This window comes from Aeromonas sp. R2-4 (assembly GCF_040908365.1).
Taxonomy (GTDB): Bacteria; Pseudomonadota; Gammaproteobacteria; order Enterobacterales; family Aeromonadaceae; genus Aeromonas; species Aeromonas veronii.
On record NZ_JBFODO010000053.1, the window covers coordinates 1 to 20,309 of the forward strand.

Sequence of the window (20,309 nt, forward strand, 5' to 3'; positions counted from 1 at the left end):
CCTACGGTACGGCCACCTTCACGGATAGCGAAACGCAGGCCGTCGTCCATCGCGATCGGAGCAATCAGGGTAACAACCATTTTGATGTTGTCGCCCGGCATTACCATCTCTACGCCTTCCGGCAGTTCGATGGTACCGGTCACGTCGGTAGTACGGAAGTAGAACTGCGGACGGTAGCCTTTGAAGAACGGGGTATGACGACCACCTTCTTCTTTGGACAGTACGTACACTTCAGATTCGAACTTGGTGTGCGGCTTGATAGAACCCGGCTTGGCCAGTACCTGACCACGCTCTACGTCTTCACGCTTAACACCACGCAGCAGCGCGCCGATGTTCTCACCTGCACGACCTTCGTCCAGCAGCTTGCGGAACATTTCAACACCGGTACAGGTGGTAGAAACGGTATCTTTGATACCAACGATTTCTACAGTCTCACCTACTTTAACGATACCGCGCTCTACACGACCGGTAACTACGGTACCACGGCCAGCGATAGAGAATACGTCTTCGATAGGCATCAGGAACGGCTGGTCAATCGCGCGCTCCGGCTCCGGGATATAGGTATCCAGGTGGCCAGCCAGCTCGATGATCTTCTCTTCCCACTGAGCGTCGCCTTCCAGCGCTTTCAGTGCGGAACCACGAACTACCGGCAGGTCATCACCCGGGAAGTCGTACTCGGTCAGCAGTTCACGAACTTCCATCTCTACCAGTTCGAGCAGCTCTTCGTCATCAACCATGTCACACTTGTTCATGAACACGATCATGTACGGGATACCAACCTGACGACCCAGCAGGATGTGCTCACGAGTCTGCGGCATCGGGCCGTCAGTCGCTGCTACTACCAGGATCGCGCCGTCCATCTGGGCAGCACCGGTGATCATGTTTTTAACGTAGTCGGCGTGACCCGGGCAATCTACGTGGGCGTAGTGACGGGTAGCGGTGTCGTATTCTACGTGGGAGGTGTTGATGGTGATACCACGCTCACGCTCTTCCGGTGCCTTGTCGATCTGGTCGAAGGCGAAAGCTTTACCACCGAAGTGCTTGGCCAGCACGTTGGTGATAGCTGCAGTCAGGGTGGTTTTACCGTGGTCAACGTGGCCGATGGTGCCGACGTTTACGTGCGGTTTATTACGCTCAAATTTTTCTTTAGACACGACGTAGTCCTTCTAGGTTAAACCCGCCTACCGTCGTAGGCGGGGAATCTTAAATTACTTGGATTTGCGCTCTTCGATCACGGCTTGTGCAACGTTGGTCGGTGCATCGTGATACTTGGCGAATTCCATGGCGTAGGAAGCACGACCCTGGGTAGCGGAACGCAGTGCAGTTGCATAACCGAACATTTCGGCCAGCGGCACCAGAGCACGTACGATCTTGCCGGACGGGCCATCTTCCATACCTTCGATCAGGCCACGACGACGGTTCAGGTCACCGATAACGTCGCCCATGTAATCTTCCGGAGTTTCAACTTCTACTTTCATGATCGGTTCGAGCAGAACCGGGTTGGCTTTCATGAAGCCAGCCTTAAAGGCCATGGAAGCAGCGATTTTGAACGCCAGTTCGGAAGAGTCGACATCGTGGTAAGAACCGAAGTGCAGACGCACACCCAGATCCATAACCGGGTAACCAGCCAGCGGACCAGATTTGAGCTGCTCACGGATACCTTTATCAACACCCGGGATGAATTCACCAGGAATGACACCACCTTTGATGTCGTTGACGAATTCGTAGGCTTTGCCTTCTTCCAGCGGGTACATGTCGATAACAACATGACCGTACTGACCGCGACCACCAGACTGCTTGGCATGCTTGCCTTCGATGTCTTTAACGGTGGTACGGATGGTTTCACGGTAGGCAACCTGCGGCTTACCTACGTTGGCTTCAACCTTGAACTCGCGACGCATACGGTCAACGATGATGTCCAGGTGCAGCTCACCCATACCAGCGATGATGGTTTGACCTGACTCTTCGTCAGTCCATACGCGGAAGGACGGATCTTCCTGAGCCAGACGGCCCAGTGCCAGACCCATCTTCTCCTGGTCAGCCTTGGTTTTCGGCTCAACCGCGATAGAAATTACCGGCTCCGGGAATTCCATACGCTCGAGGATGATCGGTGCGTTCGGGTCACACAGGGTGTCACCAGTGGTCACGTCTTTCAGACCGATAGCAGCAGCGATGTCACCAGCGCGTACTTCTTTGATCTCTTCACGCTTGTTGGCATGCATCTGAACGATACGGCCAAAACGCTCGCGCTTGTCCTTGACGGAGTTCAGCACGGTGTCACCGGAGTTGATCACGCCAGAGTAGACACGGAAGAAGGTCAGGTTACCAACGAACGGGTCGGTAGCGATCTTGAACGCCAGAGCAGAGAACGGCTCGTCATCGGAAGCGTGACGCTCGTCTTTGGTCTCGCCGTCCATTTTCAGGCCGTCGATAGCAGCAACGTCGGTCGGAGCCGGCAGGTACTCGATCACGGCATCCAGCATTGCCTGTACGCCCTTGTTCTTGAACGCGGAGCCACAGGTTACCAGGATGATTTCGTTGTTCAGCACGCGCTGACGCAGAGCACCTTTGATCTCTTCCTCGGTCAGCTCTTCGCCGCCCAGGTATTTTTCCATCAGGTCTTCAGACGCTTCAGCAGCGGCTTCAACCAGATTCATGCGCATTTCTTGCGCCTGTTCCAGCAACTCGGCCGGGACGTCTTCGTAATCGAAGGATACGCCCTGATCAGCTTCATTCCAGTTGATGGCCTTCATCTTGACCAGGTCAACAACGCCCTTGAAGTTCTCTTCAGAGCCGATGTTCAGCTGAAGGGGAACCGGAGTACCTTTCAGACGGGTCTTGATGTGCTCAACACAGCGCAGGAAGTTGGCGCCGGTACGGTCCATCTTGTTGACGAACGCGATACGGGGAACCTTGTACTTGTTAGCCTGACGCCATACGGTTTCAGACTGTGGCTGTACGCCACCTACGGCACAGTACACCATCACGGCACCGTCCAGAACACGCATTGAACGCTCTACTTCGATAGTAAAGTCAACGTGGCCCGGGGTATCGATGATGTTGATACGGTGCGGTTGGAACTGTTTACCCATACCGGACCAGAAAGCGGTGGTCGCGGCGGAGGTGATGGTGATACCACGCTCTTGTTCCTGTTCCATCCAGTCCATGGTGGCAGCGCCATCGTGAACTTCACCGATCTTGTGACTTACACCGGTGTAAAACAGTACGCGCTCGGTAGTAGTAGTCTTACCGGCGTCAATGTGAGCGGAGATACCGATGTTACGATAACGCTCAATGGGGGTTGTACGAGCCATTGTCATCCTCTTACTAAGGCGCTTGTCCCTAGATAATTAAAGGTGCGCAGAGTCAAAAGACCCTGCGCAAGCGGATTACCAGCGGAAGTGAGCGAAGGCTTTGTTCGCTTCAGCCATACGGTGAACGTCTTCACGTTTCTTGACAGACGAACCCTTATTGTCAGCGGCATCCAGCAGCTCGCCAGCCAGACGCTGAGCCATTGATTTTTCACCACGTTTACGAGCGGCATCAACCAACCAGCGCATTGCCAGGGCATTGCGACGTACCGGACGAACTTCTACCGGCACCTGATAGGTTGCACCACCGACGCGACGAGATTTAACCTCGACCGCCGGACGAATGTTATCCAGAGCTTCTTCGAATACGGCCAGGTGCTCTTTGCCAGATTTGGTGGCAATGATGTCCAGGGCGCCATAAACAATGGCTTCTGCAACAGATTTCTTACCGTCAACCATTACTACGTTGACAAATTTAGCCAGCAGCTCTGATCCGAACTTGGGATCTGGCAGGATTTTACGCTGACCAACAACACGACGTCTTGGCATTTCAAATTCTCCGTAACTTCAGGGATTACCCAAAACTAGAAAGCTATCTAACTAGAAACGAATTAACGTTTGGCCTTACTTAACGGAGAACCATTAAGCTTTAGGACGCTTCACGCCATACTTGGAGCGAGCCTGCTTACGGTCTTTAACACCGGCACAGTCCAACGCACCACGAACGGTGTGATAACGAACACCTGGCAAGTCTTTTACACGACCGCCACGGATCAGAACAACAGAGTGCTCTTGCAGGTTGTGACCTTCACCGCCGATGTAGGAGGTGACTTCGAAGCCGTTGGTCAGACGTACACGGCACACTTTACGCAGTGCAGAGTTAGGCTTCTTCGGGGTGGTGGTATATACACGAGTGCATACGCCACGCTTCTGAGGGCACGCTTCCAGCGCCGGCACGTTGCTTTTCACAACGAGCTTGATGCGTGGCTTGCGAACCAACTGGTTAATAGTTGCCATCAAAAGGCTCCTGATAATGACTTCATAAACGTGTGGAAAATCCTCCCCGCAGATACGGGGACGCGAAATTTTATGCCCTGTTGTCTGGGGAGTCAAGATTTATACAATTTGCGTCACAAAAGGGCAATTCGGATCCGTTTGCTTTCACGACATCACCTTGAATTTTCTTGGAAATGTGCTTCTCAGCCACCCCAGGTGCGCGGGGAACCTTTTTGCGCAATCAGTGCCACCAGACCCGCCATATCGAGCACATTGCCCACCCGATGCAGCAAACCGCGGGCTTGCAGATCTTCCTGCATCACATACAGCGGGATACCCGCCAACCGCTCTATCCACTGGGGAGCCGATGCCGCAATCACGGCATCCTGCATCAGTACCAGCTCATCCTCGGGCTGAAGGTATGAGAGCGCCTCAGCCAGAGCCTGACTCTGAAAAGGGGAATTCAATATCAGATGCAACATGGAGACCTCAAAAGCTGATGTGAGTCGAACATTGTGCCCAGCGCCGAGCCAGTTCCTGGCGCGGCAGACTCTCGACGGGGATCAGCAGATCATCCACGGTCACGCCACGCTCTGCCAGCGAGTCAGCACAAACATAGACCTCTTCGATGTCGTAGAGTTCCAGCATCTTGAAGGTGGGCGCGTAGTGGCGCTGCAAAATGGCGGCAGGCTGCTGCTCCTTGAGCAGTTGCAGCACGCCGTCCCCAATCAGGAAGAGGGCCAGCTCATCGGACATGGCCGAGGTGGCCAGCAGGGCATCCAGTCCTTCCCGGCCGGCGGCATGGCCATGGGGACCACGACTGCATATAAAGGCGATTTTCTTGCTCATGACTCCCCCTAGAACTGAACCATTCGATCGGCGGTGAGCGCAGCCTCGGCCAACTGGCCCAGACCGCTCAGGCAAAATGGCGCTTGCAGATTGAAGTGTGCCTGCCCTGCCCCCTTGGCCTCCTGTTCATCGAGCACACCGCGTCGCATGGCGGCAGCGACACAGACGTCGATACGGATCCCCTGCTCTTCTGCCAGCTCTCGCCACAGACGCACCAGGTCGGTCTCATCGGATGCAGGCAGATGCAAACCGTTGCCGTTGCAGACCCCGTCCTGATAGAAGAACAGGTGGGACAAGGTATGCCCCTGTGCCAACAAGGTGCGGGCAAAACGATAGGCAGTGCTGGCCGACTGGGTGCCATAGGCGGGCCCCGTGACCAGGATGGCAAAACTCAGACTCATAGCAGGGCTCCTGTGCTGACCCGGTCCATTTTACGCCGAAAACAAAAAAGCCCCTGCCAGGAGGGGCTTGATTCGATCAGTTGATCAGAGATGGGCAATCGCCTCGACCTCGACCAGCACATCTTTCGGCAGACGGGCCACCTCCACGCAGGAGCGGGCTGGCGCAGCATCGCCAAAGTAGCGGGCATAGACCTGATTGAAGGCAACGAAGTTGTTCATGTCGCTCAGGAAGCAGGTGGTTTTGACCACTTTGCTGGCATCGGCACCGGCAGCGTGCAACACGGCAACCAGATTCTTCATCACCCGTTCGGCCTGCTCTTCGATGCCGCCGGTCACGATCTCCATGGTGGCAGGATCGAGCGGGATCTGCCCGGAGGTGAAGATCATCTCGCCAACCTTGGTAGCCTGAACATACGGACCAATCGCGGCAGGCGCCTTGTCGGTTGCAATCACTTCTTTAGCCATTCATCTATCCCCTTCTGGAATGAGTTACTCGTTCTCGTCTTCACCCTGCTTGCGCTGTCGGATGTAAAGATAAACGGTATGTTTTGAAATATTGAGTTTGTCCGCCACCAGATTGATCGAATCCTTGATGTCGAAAATGCCCTTCTCGAACAGCTGGGTAACGATGAAGCGATTCTTGGCATTGTTGGCCACGGTGGGATCGCGATTGATCTCGTCGATGGTGTTATCCACCGTCTGGGCAACCAGCTCTTCCACGCTGTTGGCGAAGGTCTCTGGTGACTGACGCGCCGCCTGCTGGGGCGTCGGGAAAAATTCGGCCACGAACTCGTGGAAAGGCGCATTGATGTGCAGGTTGATGCAGATAAGCCCCACTACTTGCCGCTCGCTGTTGCGAATGGCGATGGTGCTCGACTTCATCAGCGCGCCGGTACGGCTGCGTGCGAAATAGCTCTGGGTGTAATCCTGGCCGGTGCTCTCGATATCCTTGAGCATGCGCAGGGCGAGATCGGTGATGGGCGCCCCGAGGGTGCGTCCGGTATTGAAGCCGTTGGCGATCTTGATCACCGACTCGTGCAGATTTTCCAGGGAGTGGAGTACCACTTCACAATGCTTGCCGAACAGCTCGGCCAAGCCATCGATGAGCCCATCGTATGAGCGCAACAATTCCCTGTCTTCATCTGTAAAAGTGCGGCTGATCAGCTGTTCTTCGGGAAGCATGGCTTCCTCGATACCGACAGTCATGTTCTACCCCTGTAATAACCATTCAACTTTCCCGAGTTTTAAATTGCAGGGGAGTAAAGTCAACTTTTTTTGATTTTTTACTCTACAACTTTGCTCTGGATCATCCTGAAACCCGCGCTGCGTCTACCTTTGCCGAGGAATTGGCCAACAAAAAGGGCTCCTTGAAGGAGCCCTTTTCAATCACGGATGACGAGTTACTCTTCGTCGAAGCTACCGGCTGCGTTCAGCAGATCCGCCAGGTTCTGCTCCGCTTCATCAGCGGTCACCTGCGGGGTACCAACAGCACGAGCTGCGGCAGCACGCTGGTTGATCCGGCTATGGTGGTAGGCAAAGCCGGTACCAGCCGGGATCAGACGACCCACGATGACGTTCTCTTTCAGACCACGCAGTTCATCACGCTTGCCACCTACGGCGGCTTCGGTCAGAACGCGAGTGGTTTCCTGGAAGGAAGCCGCGGAGATGAAGGACTCGGTGCTCAGAGATGCCTTGGTAATACCCATCAGTACATGACGGTAGGTCGCAGGGGTCTTGCCCTCGGCAACCAGCTTACGGTTGGCAATCTTCACACGAGCCACTTCAACCTGTTCGCCTTCGATCAAATCGGTATCGCCAGCGCTCAGGATCTCGCACTTGCGCAGCATCTGACGAACGATGACTTCGATGTGCTTGTCGTTGATCTTAACGCCTTGCAGACGGTATACGTCCTGCACTTCGTTGGCGATGTAGTTGGCGACCGGGCTGATACCGCGCAGACGCAGGATGTCGTGAGCAGACTCAGGACCGTCCGCCAGCACTTCACCCTTCTCAACTTTTTCACCTTCGAACACGTTCAGGTTACGCCACTTCGGAATCATCTCTTCGTAGACGTTGCCACCATCGGTCGGGGTGATGACCAGACGGCGTTTGCCCTTGGTCTCTTTCCCGAAGGAGATGGTACCGGAGATCTCGGCCAGAATTGCCGGTTCCTTCGGTTGACGTGCTTCGAACAGATCCGCAACGCGCGGCAGACCACCGGTGATGTCCTTGGTACCGCCGGACTCTTGCGGGATACGCGCTACCGCGTCACCCACGCCCACGTTGGCACCATCTTCCAGGTTCACGATCGCCTTGCCCGGCAGGAAGTACTGGGCGGCTACATCGGTACCCGGGATCATCACGTCTTTGCCGTTCAGGTCGACCAGTTTAACGGTCGGACGCATCTCTTTACCGGCGCTCGGACGCTCGTTGACGTCCAGAACAACGATAGAAGAGAGACCGGTCAGCTCGTCGGTCTGACGAGTGATGGTCACACCATCGATCATGTGTTCGAACTGCAGGCGACCTGCCACTTCGGTGATGATCGGGTGGGTGTGCGGATCCCAGTTGGCAACGGTCTCGCCAGCACTCACGGCCTGGCCGTCCTTCACTTCCAGCACGGAACCGTAAGGCAGCTTGTGGCTTTCCTTGGTACGGCCCATGTCGTCCATGATGGTCAGTTCGGTAGAACGTGAGGTGATAACCAGTTTGTCATCGCTGTTGTGAACGAACTTGGCGTTCTGCAGCTTGATGGTACCGGTGTTCTTGACCTGGATGCTGCTTTCAGCAGCAGCACGAGATGCAGCACCACCGATGTGGAACGTACGCATCGTCAGCTGGGTACCCGGTTCACCGATGGACTGGGCTGCGATAACACCGACAGCCTCACCCTTGTTAACCAGGTGACCGCGGGCCAGATCACGGCCGTAGCAGTGAGCACAGTTACCGAAGTCGGTTTCACAGGTGATGGCAGAACGTACCTTCACACGGTCAACGGAGTTACGCTCCAGCAGGTCACACAGCTGCTCGTCGAGCAGGGTGTTGCGAGCAACCAGGATCTCGTCCTCGGTACCCGGCTTGATGACATCTTCTGCCACCACACGACCCAGCACGCGCTCACGCAGCGGCTCGACCACGTCGCCACCCTCGATCAGCGGAGTCATCCACAGACCGTCGGTAGTGCCGCAATCGTCCTCGGTGATCACCATGTCCTGCGCCACGTCTACCAGACGACGAGTCAGGTAACCGGAGTTCGCAGTCTTCAGTGCGGTATCCGCCAGACCCTTACGAGCACCGTGGGTAGAGATAAAGTACTGCAGTACGTTCAGACCTTCGCGGAAGTTCGCGATGATCGGGGTCTCGATGATGGAGCCATCCGGCTTGGCCATCAGGCCACGCATACCGGCCAGCTGACGGATCTGGGCGGCGGAACCACGCGCACCAGAGTCGGCCATCATAAAGATGCTGTTGAACGAGGCCTGCTCTTCTTCTTCACCCAGCGAGTTGACGTTACGCTCTTTGGACAAGTTCTCCATCATGGCCTTGGAGACGCGCTCGTTGGCGCTGGCCCAGATATCGATAACCTTGTTGTAACGCTCGCCCGCAGTTACCAGACCTGACAGGAACTGGTCCTGGATCTCGGCAACTTCGGCTTCGGCTGCCGCGATGATGTCTTTCTTGGCATCCGGGATGACCATGTCATCGATACCAACGGAAGCACCGGACAGGGCCGCGTAGTGGAAGCCGGTATACATCAGCTGGTCAGCGAAGATAACGGTGTCCTTCAGGCCCTGCTTGCGATAGCAGGTGTTCAGCAGACGGGAGATGAGCTTTTTGCCCAGCGCCTTGTTGGATACGCACTTGATCCAGTTCTGCGGATTGGCATCCAGATCAGCCTGTTCTGCAGCAGTCAGCACCTTCGGCTCGTCGATCAGGGCGTATTCCATGCCTTTCGGCAGGATCAGGCTCAGGATCGCACGACCAACGGTGGTGTTCTTCATCTCGGTGTGTTCACGCAGAGAACCGTCTTCCTGACGCAGGTATTCGGTAATGCGTACTTTCACACGAGCATGCAGATCGGCCAGACCGGCGCGATATACTTTCTCGGCTTCTTTCGGGCCGGCCAGCACCATACCTTCGCCTTTGGCGTTGATACGGGCGCGGGTCATGTAGTACAGACCCAAGACCACGTCCTGAGAAGGAACGATGATCGGCTCACCAGAGGCAGGCGACAGGATGTTGTTGGTAGACATCATCAGCGCACGCGCTTCCAGCTGGGCTTCCAGGGTCAGCGGTACGTGGACCGCCATCTGGTCACCATCGAAGTCCGCGTTATACGCAGCACAAACCAGCGGGTGCAGCTGGATTGCCTTACCTTCGACCAGAGTCGGTTCGAATGCCTGGATACCCAGACGGTGCAGAGTCGGTGCACGGTTCAGCAGAACCGGGTGTTCGCGGATCACTTCGTCCAGGATATCCCAAACGACAGCTTCCTCGCGCTCCACCATCTTCTTGGCGGCCTTGATAGTGGTCGCCAGACCGCGGGTTTCCAGCTTGCCATAGATGAACGGCTTGAACAGTTCCAGCGCCATCTTCTTCGGCAGACCGCACTGATGCAGACGCAGAGTCGGGCCTACGGTGATAACGGAACGACCGGAGTAGTCGACACGCTTACCGAGCAGGTTCTGACGGAAACGACCCTGCTTACCCTTGATCATGTCGGCCAGGGATTTCAGCGGGCGCTTGTTGGAACCGGTGATGGCACGACCGCGACGGCCGTTATCCAGCAGGGCATCGACGGACTCTTGCAGCATACGCTTTTCGTTGCGCACGATGATGTCCGGAGCAGCCAGATCCAGCAGACGCTTCAAGCGGTTGTTACGGTTGATCACGCGACGGTACAGATCGTTCAGATCGGAAGTCGCGAAACGGCCGCCGTCCAGTGGTACCAGCGGACGCAGGTCCGGCGGCAGCACAGGCAGCACTGTCATGATCATCCACTCCGGCTTGTTGCCGGACTGCAGGAAAGCTTCCATCAGCTTCAGACGCTTGGTGGTCTTCTTGCGCTTGGTCTCGGAGTTGGTTTGATCCAGCTCCTCACGCATGGTTTTGACTTCACCTTCCAGATCGATAGCGCGCAGCAATGCCAGGATTGCTTCGGCACCCATCTTGGCGTCAAATTCGTCGCCCCACTCTTCCAGCGCATCCAGGTACTGCTCTTCAGAGAGCATCTGGCTGCGTTCGAGGTTGGTCATACCCGGCTCGATTACGACGAAAGATTCGAAGTAGAGCACGCGCTCGATGTCGCGCAGGGTCATGTCCAGCAGCAGACCGATACGGGACGGCAGGGACTTCAGGAACCAGATGTGGGCAGTCGGGCTGGCCAGCTCAATGTGGCCCATACGCTCACGACGGACCTTGGTCTGGGTCACTTCAACGCCGCACTTCTCACAGATCACACCACGGTGTTTCAGGCGCTTGTACTTGCCGCACAGACACTCGTAGTCCTTCACCGGTCCGAAGATACGGGCGCAGAACAGACCATCACGCTCCGGCTTGAAAGTCCGGTAGTTGATGGTCTCAGGCTTTTTGACCTCACCGAATGACCAGGAGCGGATCATGTCAGGAGAGGCCAGACCGATCTTGATACTGTCAAACTCTTCGGTCTTGGTCTGAGCCTTCAAAAACTTGAGTAAGTCTTTCACGTGTTTCCCCTGTCAGGAGTCTAACCTCGGCGCCCCGGCTGCCAAAACAGCGGGGCGCCCACGTCAATTCTCGAACAATAAGAGCGAGCTCTTACTCTTCGTCCAGCTCGATGTTGATACCCAGAGAGCGGATTTCCTTCAGCAATACGTTGAAGGATTCGGGCATGCCCGGCTCCATACGGTGGTCGCCATCCACGATGTTCTTATACATCTTGGTACGGCCATTCACATCGTCAGACTTGACGGTCAGCATTTCCTGCAGGGTATATGCCGCACCGTAAGCCTCCAGGGCCCACACTTCCATCTCACCGAAACGCTGACCACCGAACTGAGCCTTACCACCCAGCGGCTGCTGGGTAACCAGGCTGTAAGAACCGGTAGAACGCGCGTGCATCTTGTCGTCGACCAAGTGGTTCAGCTTCAGCATGTACATGTAACCAACGGTTACTTTACGCTCGAAGCGGTTACCGGTACGGCCATCGAACAGATCAATCTGACCGGATTCCGGCAGATCGGCCAGCTTCAGCAGGGCTTTGATTTCGCGCTCTTTGGCACCATCAAACACTGGAGTAGCAACCGGCAGACCCTTACGCAGGTTACCCACCAGGGTACGTACGTCGTCGTCAGACAGTTCGGCGATGTTCACTTGCTGGGTGTCCTTCTCGCCCAGGTCATAGACCTGTTGCAGGAAGTTGCGCATCTCGTGCAGCTCGCGCTGCTCTTTGACCATGCGATCGATCTTCTCGCCGATACCCTTGGCCGCAAGGCCCAGGTGCACTTCGAGGATCTGACCGATGTTCATACGGGATGGTACGCCCAGCGGGTTCAGTACGATGTCGACCGGACGGCCGAACTCGTCATGAGGCATATCCTCGACCGGACAGATCTTGGAGATAACACCCTTGTTACCGTGACGGCCCGCCATCTTGTCACCCGGCTGGATGCGACGCTTGACTGCCAGATAAACCTTGACGATTTTCAGTACGCCCGGCGCCAGATCATCACCCTGGATAATCTTGCGACGCTTGTTCTCGAATTTCTTGTCGAACTCGGCTTTCAGCTCAACGTGCTGTTCAGCGATCTGTTCCAGTTCGGTCTGCTTGCCTTCGTCTTCGATGGCCAGTTCAAACCACTTGGAACGATCGAGCTTGTTCAGACGATCTTCGCTGTAACCGGCGGCCAGCAGCAGGTTGCGGGAGCGGCCGAAAATGCCGTCTTCCAGGATCTTGAACTCTTCGGTCAAGTCCTTCTTCGCTTCCTTCAGCTGCATCTCTTCGATTTCTTTGGCGCGCTTGTCTTTTTCCACGCCATCGCGGGTAAAGACTTGCACATCAACCACGGTACCGTACACACCGTTCGGCACACGCAGGGAGGAGTCCTTCACATCGGACGCCTTCTCACCGAAGATGGCGCGCAGCAGCTTCTCTTCCGGCGTCAGCTGGGTTTCACCTTTCGGGGTTACCTTACCGACCAGAATGTCGCCGCCCTTCACTTCGGCACCCACGTAGACGATACCGGACTCGTCCAGCTTGGACAGAGCGGCTTCACCCACGTTCGGGATGTCAGCAGTGATCTCTTCCGGACCCAGTTTGGTGTCACGGGAGATACAGGCCAGTTCCTGGATATGGATGGTGGTCAGGCGATCTTCCTGAACAACACGCTCGTTCACCAGGATCGAGTCTTCGAAGTTGTAACCGTTCCACGGCATGAACGCGACGCGCATGTTCTGACCCAGTGCCAGTTCACCCAGATCGGTGGACGGGCCGTCAGCCAGTACGTCGCCAGCCATGACCGGCTCACCCAACATCACGCAAGGACGCTGGTTGATACAGGTGTTCTGGTTGGAACGGGTGTACTTGGTCAGGTTGTAGATGTCGATACCGGCTTCGCCTGGCATCAGCTCATCTTCATTGACCTTCAGGACGATACGGGAGGCATCGACATAGTCGATTACGCCGCCACGCTTGGCTACTACGGTTACACCGGAGTCAACGGCCACAGCGCGTTCCATACCGGTACCTACCAGCGGCTTGTCAGCACGCAGAGTCGGTACAGCCTGACGTTGCATGTTTGAACCCATCAATGCGCGGTTCGCGTCATCGTGTTCCAGGAACGGGATCAGAGCAGCTGCCACAGATACGATCTGCTGCGGGCTCACGTCCATATACTGGATCTGGTCGGCGTTCATAAAGGTGGATTCACCTTTGTGACGGCACGGGATCAATTCATCTTTCAGACGGCTATCTTCGGTGGTCGCGGCGTTAGCCTGTGCGATCACGTACTTGCCTTCTTCAATAGCAGACAGGTAGTCCACTTCGTCGGTAATCACACCGTCAATGACCTTACGGTACGGGGTCTCGAGGAAACCGTACTCGTTGGTACGAGAGTACACGGACAGAGAGTTGATCAGACCGATGTTCGGACCTTCAGGAGTCTCGATAGGGCACAAACGACCGTAGTGAGTCGGGTGTACGTCTCGGACTTCAAAGCCGGCACGCTCACGAGTCAAACCGCCCGGGCCCAGCGCGGAAATACGACGCTTGTGGGTCACTTCGGAAAGCGGGTTGTTCTGGTCCATAAACTGGGACAGCTGGCTGGAACCAAAGAACTCTTTGACTGCGGCGGAGATCGGCTTGGCGTTGATCAGATCCTGCGGCATCAGGGTGTCCAGGTCGCCCAGGGAGAGACGCTCCTTGACCGCACGCTCGACACGCACCAGACCGACGCGGAACTGGTTTTCAGCCATTTCACCGACAGAACGAATACGACGGTTACCCAAGTGGTCGATATCATCCACTTCGTCGTTACCGTTACGGATGTCGATCAGGCGCTTCATCACATCGACGATGTCGTCTTTGGTCAGTACACCAGCGCCAGTCTCGTCTTCACGACCCAGACGGCGGTTGAACTTCATCCGACCTACGGTAGACAGGTCGTAACGCTCGGCGGAGAAGAACAGGTTTTCGAACAGCTGTTCTGCAGCTTCGCGAGTAGGCGGCTCGCCCGGACGCATCATGCGATAGATCTCGACCAGCGCTTCCAAACGGTTGGAGCTGGAGTCGACACGCAGGGTCTCGGACATGTAAGCACCGTGATCCAGTTCGTTGGTGAACAGAACCTCGAAATGCTTGAAGCCGGCTTGGGACAGGTTGGCGATCGCTTCCAGGCTCAGCGCCTGGTTGGCGGTCACGACCATCTCGCCAGTTTGCGGATGTGCGTAGTCCTTGGCAGCAACTTTGCCAACAACATACTCAACCGGTACCTCAATCTGGGTAACGGCGTCTTTTTCCAACTGACGGATGTGACGCGCAGTCACACGACGACCGGTCTCAACCACCACGGCGCCATTGGCCACGATGTCAAAGGTCGCAGTTTCACCACGCAGACGCTCCGGCACCAAATCCATCATCAACTTGCCATCTTTTACTTCAAAACCGATGGTCTCGAAGAAGGTGGCCAGGATTTGTTCGGAAGTGAAGTCCAGGGCGCGCAGAATAATGGATGCTGGCAGTTTGCGACGACGGTCGATACGGACAAACAGGTTGTCTTTCGCATCGAACTCGAAGTCCAGCCAGGAGCCACGGTAGGGGATAACGCGAGCGTTATACAGTACCTTACCGGATGAATGAGTTTTGCCTTTATCGTGGTCGAAGAAGACGCCCGGGCTGCGGTGCAGCTGGGAGACGATAACCCGCTCGGTACCATTGATAACAAAGGTGCCGTTCTCGGTCATGAGCGGAATTTCGCCCATGTATACTTCTTGTTCCTTGATGTCTTTGACGGTGCCGGCAGCTGCTTCACGGTCGTACAGAACCATACGAAGCTTGACACGCAGCGGCGCGGAGTAGGTCACTCCACGGATCTGGCATTCTTTTACGTCAAATACCGGCTCACCCAGGCGATAGCTGACATACTGAAGCTCAGCACTACCGGAGTAACTGGTGATCGGGAAAACGCTACGGAAAGCGGCCTCTAGGCCATATTCACCTTCCGGGTCAGCCTCGATGAACTGCTTGAAGGAGTCCAGCTGAATGGACAACAGATAAGGCGTGTCCAGTACCTGGTCTCGCTTACCGAAGTCCTTACGAATGCGTTTTTTTTCGGTATAAGAGTAAACCATAGGGTTCCTCAGCTCGCTGATAAGTGACCCACTCTGTCCCGCGGGACAGCTCTGTCTCAACACCGTTTTGTGTTGGCCCGGACGAAAGAAGACAGTCCGGATTGCTGGTGCACCGAGAGTCGTAAACGGTGTGAAATGCTCTCAGTCTACAGCGCAAAAAGGCTGGTGAACAAAAATTCACCAGCCCTAGCCTGTTTTATCAGGCTAATCTACATAAATGCAGATTATTTGATCTCAACAGAAGCACCGGCAGCTTCCAGCTCTTTCTTCAGAGCTTCAGCTTCGTCCTTGGACACGCCTTCCTTCAGGTTAGCCGGAGCAGCTTCTACCAGATCTTTGGCTTCTTTCAGGCCCAGACCGGTAGCGCCACGAACGGCTTTGATAACGGCAACTTTGTTGGCGCCAGCAGCAGTCAGAACTACGTCGAACTCGGTCTTCTCTTCTACTGCTTCAGCAGCAGCCGGGCCAGCCATTACGGCAGCAGCGGCAGAAACACCGAACTTCTCTTCCATAGCTTCGATCAGCTCAACAACTTCCATTACGGACATGGAAGCAACGGCTTCGATGATTTGGTCTTTAGTGATAGACATGACAAAAATTCCTGATGTTGAATAAACTCAAACAGCCTAAATAGGCGAGAATCAAGCAGCAGCTTGTTTCTGGTCGCGAACAGCAGCGATAGTACGAACCAGCTTGCCAGCAGAGGCTTCTTTCATAGTCGCCATCAACTTCGCAATTGCTTCTTCGTAAGTCGGCAGCGTGGCCAGACGATCAATTTGTGCTGCGGCGATAAACTCACCGTTAAAAGCGCCAGCCTTGATTTCGAACTTTTGGTTCGCTTTAGCAAACTCTTTGAACAGACGAGCAGCAGCGCCCGGGTGTTCGTTAGAGAAAGCAATCAAGGTAGGACCGGTAAATGCGTCGTTCAGGCACTCGTATTCGGTACCTTCTACCGCGCGACGCAGCAGGGTGTTACGCACAACGCGCATGTACACACCGGCTTCACGAGCGGTTTTACGCAGGACGGTCATCTTGTCTACAGTTACACCGCGAGAATCGGCAACAACTGCAGAAAGAGCGCCTTTGGCAGCTTCGTTGACTTCAGCAACAATTGCCTTTTTGTCTTCGAGTCCCAATGCCATTGGCTTAACTCCTGGATTGAATCCGGGTCTATTGACCCAGTACTGACACATCCCCCCTACCTTTACAACAGAGGGGAACGATGCGGTAGCAGGATTCCAGAAGAGAAAGAATCTTTCTCGCTGGGTTTCCGGCACCGTCTACGCAGGAAACATTAAGGCTTTGCAGCCTCCTGCGGTCTTGGACGGAGGTCGAAACCCCCAACCAATCAAGGCGCAAAATTATAGATTAAATTTTGCGCCTTGTAAAACCCATCAATTAGGCCTGAGCTTCCAGAGAAGCTTGGTCTACGGCAACACCGGCACCCATGGTGGTGGAGATGCTGACTTTCTTGATGAATTGACCTTTGGCGGAAGAGGGCTTGCCTTTTTTCAGGGCAACCAGCAGAGCTTCCAAGTTTTCTTTCAGCTGAACTTCGTTGAAAGAAACCTTACCCAGAGTGGTATGGATGATACCATTCTTGTCGTTACGGTAACGAACCTGACCAGCCTTGGCGTTCTTGACAGCTTCGGCAACGTTAGGAGTTACAGTACCAACTTTCGGGTTCGGCATCAGGCCGCGCGGGCCCAGGATTTGACCCAGTTGACCAACAACGCGCATGGCATCCGGGGATGCGATAACTACGTCGAAGTTCATCTCGCCTTTCTTAACCAGATCGGCCAGGTCATCCATACCTACCAGGTCAGCACCGGCAGCTTTAGCTGCTTCGGCGTTGGCACCTTGGGTAAATACGGCAACGCGTACATCACGACCAGTACCGTGCGGCAGTACAGTAGCACCACGTACGTTCTGGTCAGATTTACGAGCGTCGATACCCAGGTTGACAGCAACGTCAACGCTTTCAACGAACTTGGCGGTAGCCAGTTCTTTCAGCAGGGCAATGGCTTCGTTGATGGAGTACTCTTTGGTACCGTCAACTTTTTCGCGAATAACGCGCATACGCTTGGAAAGTTTAGCCATTGTCTTAATCCTCCACTACCAGACCCATGGAACGAGCGGAGCCTGCGATGCAACGTACTTTTGCATCCAGATCGGCACCAGTCATATCCGGCTCTTTGGTCTTGGCGATTTCTTGCAGCTGGGCAACGGTCACCTTACCAACCTTGTCTTTGTTCGGCTTGGAAGAACCAGACTTGATGCCAGCAGCTTTCTTCAGCAGGAAGGAAGCAGGCGGAGTCTTGGTTTCGAAGGTGAAGGAACGGTCGCTGTAAACGGTGATCACGACCGGAGTCGGTGAACCTTTTTCCAGCTTCTCTGTACGAGCGTTGAACGCCTTACAGAATTCCATGATGTTAACACCGTGTTGACCCAGTGCAGGACCAACGGGAGGAGACGGGTTGGCTGCACCAGCAGCAACCTGCAGCTTGATATAAGCTGTGACTTTCTTAGCCATTAGGAAAATACCTCAAAAATGGGTTCTAGCGCCTCGGAGACTTGCTCCTGCAAACGGCTCCCCAACTAATAAAGGGGCAGCGAATTATAGAGATATTCGCTGCCCCTGACAACCGTTAAACGTACAGAATTCGATCAGCCTTTTTCGACCTGACCAAAATCCAGTTCAACAGGAGTAGAACGACCGAAGATCAGCACAGAGACCTTCACGCGGCTCTTCTCATAATCTACCTCTTCAACGGTACCGTTGAAGTCGGCAAACGGACCATCGGCAACTCGCACCATTTCACCCGGTTCAAACAGGGTTTTCGGACGCGGCTTGTCGTGGGCATCCTGCAGACGGTTCAGGATGGCATCGGCCTCTTTGTCGGAGATCGGTGCCGGACGGTCGGAAGTACCGCCGATGAAGCCCATTACACGCGGTACGTTACGCACCAGGTGCCATGTGGTTTCATCCATGATCATCTGGACCAGGACATAACCCGGGAAAAACTTGCGCTCACTCTTGCGCTTCTGGCCAGCACGCATCTCGACCACTTCTTCGGTCGGGACCAGTACTTCACCGAACATGTCTTCCATGCCATGCATCTTGATATGTTCGCGCAGGGACTTGGCTACACGGCCTTCATAGCCGGAAAAAGCCTGCACGACATACCATCTCATACGTTGTTCACGTTGTTCAGTCATGGCTTATCCTTACACACCGGTAATCAGGTTGACCAACCAGACCAAGGCACCGTCCAGAACGAACAGCAGCAGCCCCATCACGGCGGTCACCGCCAGCACAATCAGGGTTGTCTGAATGGCTTCCTGACGGGTCGGCCATACGACCTTGCGGACTTCCAGGCGAGACTCACGGGCGAATGCCAGTGTTGCCTTTCCCTTGGTGGTTTGCAGGGCTACTGCACCAGCAGCAGCAATGACAACGACCACACCCAGGGCGCGGACGGCAGCGACAACATCGTTGAGCAGGTAATTACCCACTACAGCGGCCGCCAGGATAATGAAAACCAGGCCCCAAAGCAGGGTATCCTTGCTTCCGCCCTGGCTCTCAGAACTAACACTCATACAACCCACCTGTATCTGACGTAACCAAAGACACAAAAGCCCCGTACGAGACGAGGTATATGGCAGGGGCGGCAGGACTCGAACCCGCAACCATCGGTTTTGGAGACCGCTGTTCTACCAATTCGAACTACGCCCCTACACAAGAAAGCCCCTATTATAGGGGCTTTGCTTTATTTATGTAAGCCAAAGATTAAGCGATTACGCTGGCTACAACACCGGCGCCTACGGTACGGCCACCTTCACGGATAGCGAAACGCAGGCCGTCGTCCATCGCGATCGGAGCAATCAGGGTAACAACCATTTTGATGTTGTCGCCCGGCATTACCATCTCTACGCCTTCCGGCAGTTCGATGGTACCGGTCACGTCGGTAGTACGGAAGTAGAACTGCGGACGGTAGCCTTTGAAGAACGGGGTATGACGACCACCTTCTTCTTTGGACAGTACGTACACTTCAGATTCGAACTTGGTGTGCGGCTTGATAGAACCCGGCTTGGCCAGTACCTGACCACGCTCTACGTCTTCACGCTTAACACCACGCAGCAGCGCGCCGATGTTCTCACCTGCACGACCTTCGTCCAGCAGCTTGCGGAACATTTCAACACCGGTACAGGTGGTAGAAACGGTATCTTTGATACCAACGATTTCTACAGTCTCACCTACTTTAACGATACCGCGCTCTACACGACCGGTAACTACGGTACCACGGCCAGCGATAGAGAATACGTCTTCGATAGGCATCAGGAACGGCTGGTCAATCGCGCGCTCCGGCTCCGGGATATAGGTATCCAGGTGGCCAGCCAGCTCGATGATCTTCTCTTCCCACTGAGCGTCGCCTTCCAGCGCTTTCAGTGCGGAACCACGAACTACCGGCAGGTCATCACCCGGGAAGTCGTACTCGGTCAGCAGTTCACGAACTTCCATCTCTACCAGTTCGAGCAGCTCTTCGTCATCAACCATGTCACACTTGTTCATGAACACGATCATGTACGGGATACCAACCTGACGACCCAGCAGGATGTGCTCACGAGTCTGCGGCATCGGGCCGTCAGTCGCTGCTACTACCAGGATCGCGCCGTCCATCTGGGCAGCACCGGTGATCATGTTTTTAACGTAGTCGGCGTGACCCGGGCAATCTACGTGGGCGTAGTGACGGGTAGCGGTGTCGTATTCTACGTGGGAGGTGTTGATGGTGATACCACGCTCACGCTCTTCCGGTGCCTTGTCGATCTGGTCGAAGGCGAAAGCTTTACCACCGAAGTGCTTGGCCAGCACGTTGGTGATAGCTGCAGTCAGGGTGGTTTTACCGTGGTCAACGTGGCCGATGGT

18 protein-coding genes and 1 tRNA gene are annotated in these 20,309 nt (G+C 55.1%); all 19 read right to left on the bottom strand.

Annotated features, from left to right (window positions below):
- A partial coding sequence (gene tuf, locus AB5Z05_RS19540; protein WP_368152835.1) for an elongation factor Tu occupies window positions 1-1,154 on the bottom strand: 1,154 nt, incomplete at its 3' end.
- Between the two features lie 54 nt (window positions 1,155-1,208).
- Window positions 1,209-3,314, bottom strand: a complete 2,106-nt coding sequence (gene fusA / locus AB5Z05_RS19545; protein ID WP_021229318.1) for an elongation factor G — start codon at window positions 3,312-3,314, stop codon at window positions 1,209-1,211.
- A gap of 75 nt (window positions 3,315-3,389) precedes the next feature.
- On the bottom strand, window positions 3,390-3,860 hold the full coding sequence (gene rpsG, locus AB5Z05_RS19550) for a 30S ribosomal protein S7 (protein ID WP_005339911.1): 471 nt from the start codon (window positions 3,858-3,860) through the stop codon (window positions 3,390-3,392).
- Between the two features lie 93 nt (window positions 3,861-3,953).
- Complete coding sequence (gene rpsL / locus AB5Z05_RS19555) at window positions 3,954-4,328, bottom strand: 30S ribosomal protein S12 (protein WP_005306278.1); 375 nt, start codon at window positions 4,326-4,328, stop codon at window positions 3,954-3,956.
- Between the two features lie 182 nt (window positions 4,329-4,510).
- On the bottom strand, window positions 4,511-4,789 hold the full coding sequence (tusB, locus tag AB5Z05_RS19560; protein ID WP_204384624.1) for a sulfurtransferase complex subunit TusB: 279 nt from the start codon (window positions 4,787-4,789) through the stop codon (window positions 4,511-4,513).
- Window positions 4,790-4,796: 7 nt separating this feature from the next.
- On the bottom strand, window positions 4,797-5,156 hold the full coding sequence (gene tusC / locus AB5Z05_RS19565) for a sulfurtransferase complex subunit TusC (protein ID WP_368152836.1): 360 nt from the start codon (window positions 5,154-5,156) through the stop codon (window positions 4,797-4,799).
- A gap of 8 nt (window positions 5,157-5,164) precedes the next feature.
- A complete protein-coding gene (gene tusD, locus AB5Z05_RS19570) occupies window positions 5,165-5,557 on the bottom strand; it encodes a sulfurtransferase complex subunit TusD (RefSeq protein WP_368152837.1) in 393 nt (130 codons plus the stop codon).
- 84 nt (window positions 5,558-5,641) lie between these two features.
- Window positions 5,642-6,022, bottom strand: a complete 381-nt coding sequence (locus AB5Z05_RS19575) for a RidA family protein (protein WP_236562684.1) — start codon at window positions 6,020-6,022, stop codon at window positions 5,642-5,644.
- Window positions 6,023-6,046: 24 nt separating this feature from the next.
- A complete protein-coding gene (locus AB5Z05_RS19580) occupies window positions 6,047-6,763 on the bottom strand; it encodes a transcriptional regulator (RefSeq protein WP_005339902.1) in 717 nt (238 codons plus the stop codon).
- A gap of 194 nt (window positions 6,764-6,957) precedes the next feature.
- Window positions 6,958-11,262, bottom strand: coding sequence for a DNA-directed RNA polymerase subunit beta' (rpoC, locus tag AB5Z05_RS19585; RefSeq protein WP_005339899.1), 4,305 nt, complete (start codon window positions 11,260-11,262; stop codon window positions 6,958-6,960).
- Window positions 11,263-11,353: 91 nt separating this feature from the next.
- Window positions 11,354-15,382, bottom strand: coding sequence for a DNA-directed RNA polymerase subunit beta (rpoB, locus tag AB5Z05_RS19590; RefSeq protein WP_368152838.1), 4,029 nt, complete (start codon window positions 15,380-15,382; stop codon window positions 11,354-11,356).
- A 224-nt stretch (window positions 15,383-15,606) separates the two neighbouring features.
- Window positions 15,607-15,972 (bottom strand): 50S ribosomal protein L7/L12, encoded by a 366-nt coding sequence (gene rplL / locus AB5Z05_RS19595; RefSeq protein WP_005306304.1) that lies wholly within the window; start codon window positions 15,970-15,972, stop codon window positions 15,607-15,609.
- A 51-nt stretch (window positions 15,973-16,023) separates the two neighbouring features.
- Complete coding sequence (gene rplJ, locus AB5Z05_RS19600; protein ID WP_005339895.1) at window positions 16,024-16,524, bottom strand: 50S ribosomal protein L10; 501 nt, start codon at window positions 16,522-16,524, stop codon at window positions 16,024-16,026.
- Between the two features lie 256 nt (window positions 16,525-16,780).
- Window positions 16,781-17,482: a 50S ribosomal protein L1 gene (gene rplA / locus AB5Z05_RS19605; RefSeq protein ID WP_005339888.1), complete on the bottom strand. Its 702-nt coding sequence runs from the start codon at window positions 17,480-17,482 to the stop codon at window positions 16,781-16,783.
- Between the two features lie 4 nt (window positions 17,483-17,486).
- Entirely contained in the window at window positions 17,487-17,915 is a 429-nt protein-coding gene (gene rplK / locus AB5Z05_RS19610) for a 50S ribosomal protein L11 (protein ID WP_005339887.1), read from the bottom strand.
- Between the two features lie 134 nt (window positions 17,916-18,049).
- Window positions 18,050-18,601 (bottom strand): transcription termination/antitermination protein NusG, encoded by a 552-nt coding sequence (gene nusG, locus AB5Z05_RS19615; RefSeq protein ID WP_005306318.1) that lies wholly within the window; start codon window positions 18,599-18,601, stop codon window positions 18,050-18,052.
- A gap of 9 nt (window positions 18,602-18,610) precedes the next feature.
- Window positions 18,611-18,982 carry a preprotein translocase subunit SecE gene (secE, locus tag AB5Z05_RS19620; RefSeq protein ID WP_005306322.1) on the bottom strand — a complete coding sequence of 124 codons (372 nt, stop codon included), beginning with the start codon at window positions 18,980-18,982 and terminating at the stop codon, window positions 18,611-18,613.
- A gap of 60 nt (window positions 18,983-19,042) precedes the next feature.
- Window positions 19,043-19,119, bottom strand: a tRNA-Trp gene (locus AB5Z05_RS19625).
- A 53-nt stretch (window positions 19,120-19,172) separates the two neighbouring features.
- Window positions 19,173-20,309: elongation factor Tu (tuf, locus tag AB5Z05_RS19630; protein ID WP_115523187.1), on the bottom strand; the 1,137-nt coding region annotated here is incomplete at its 5' end.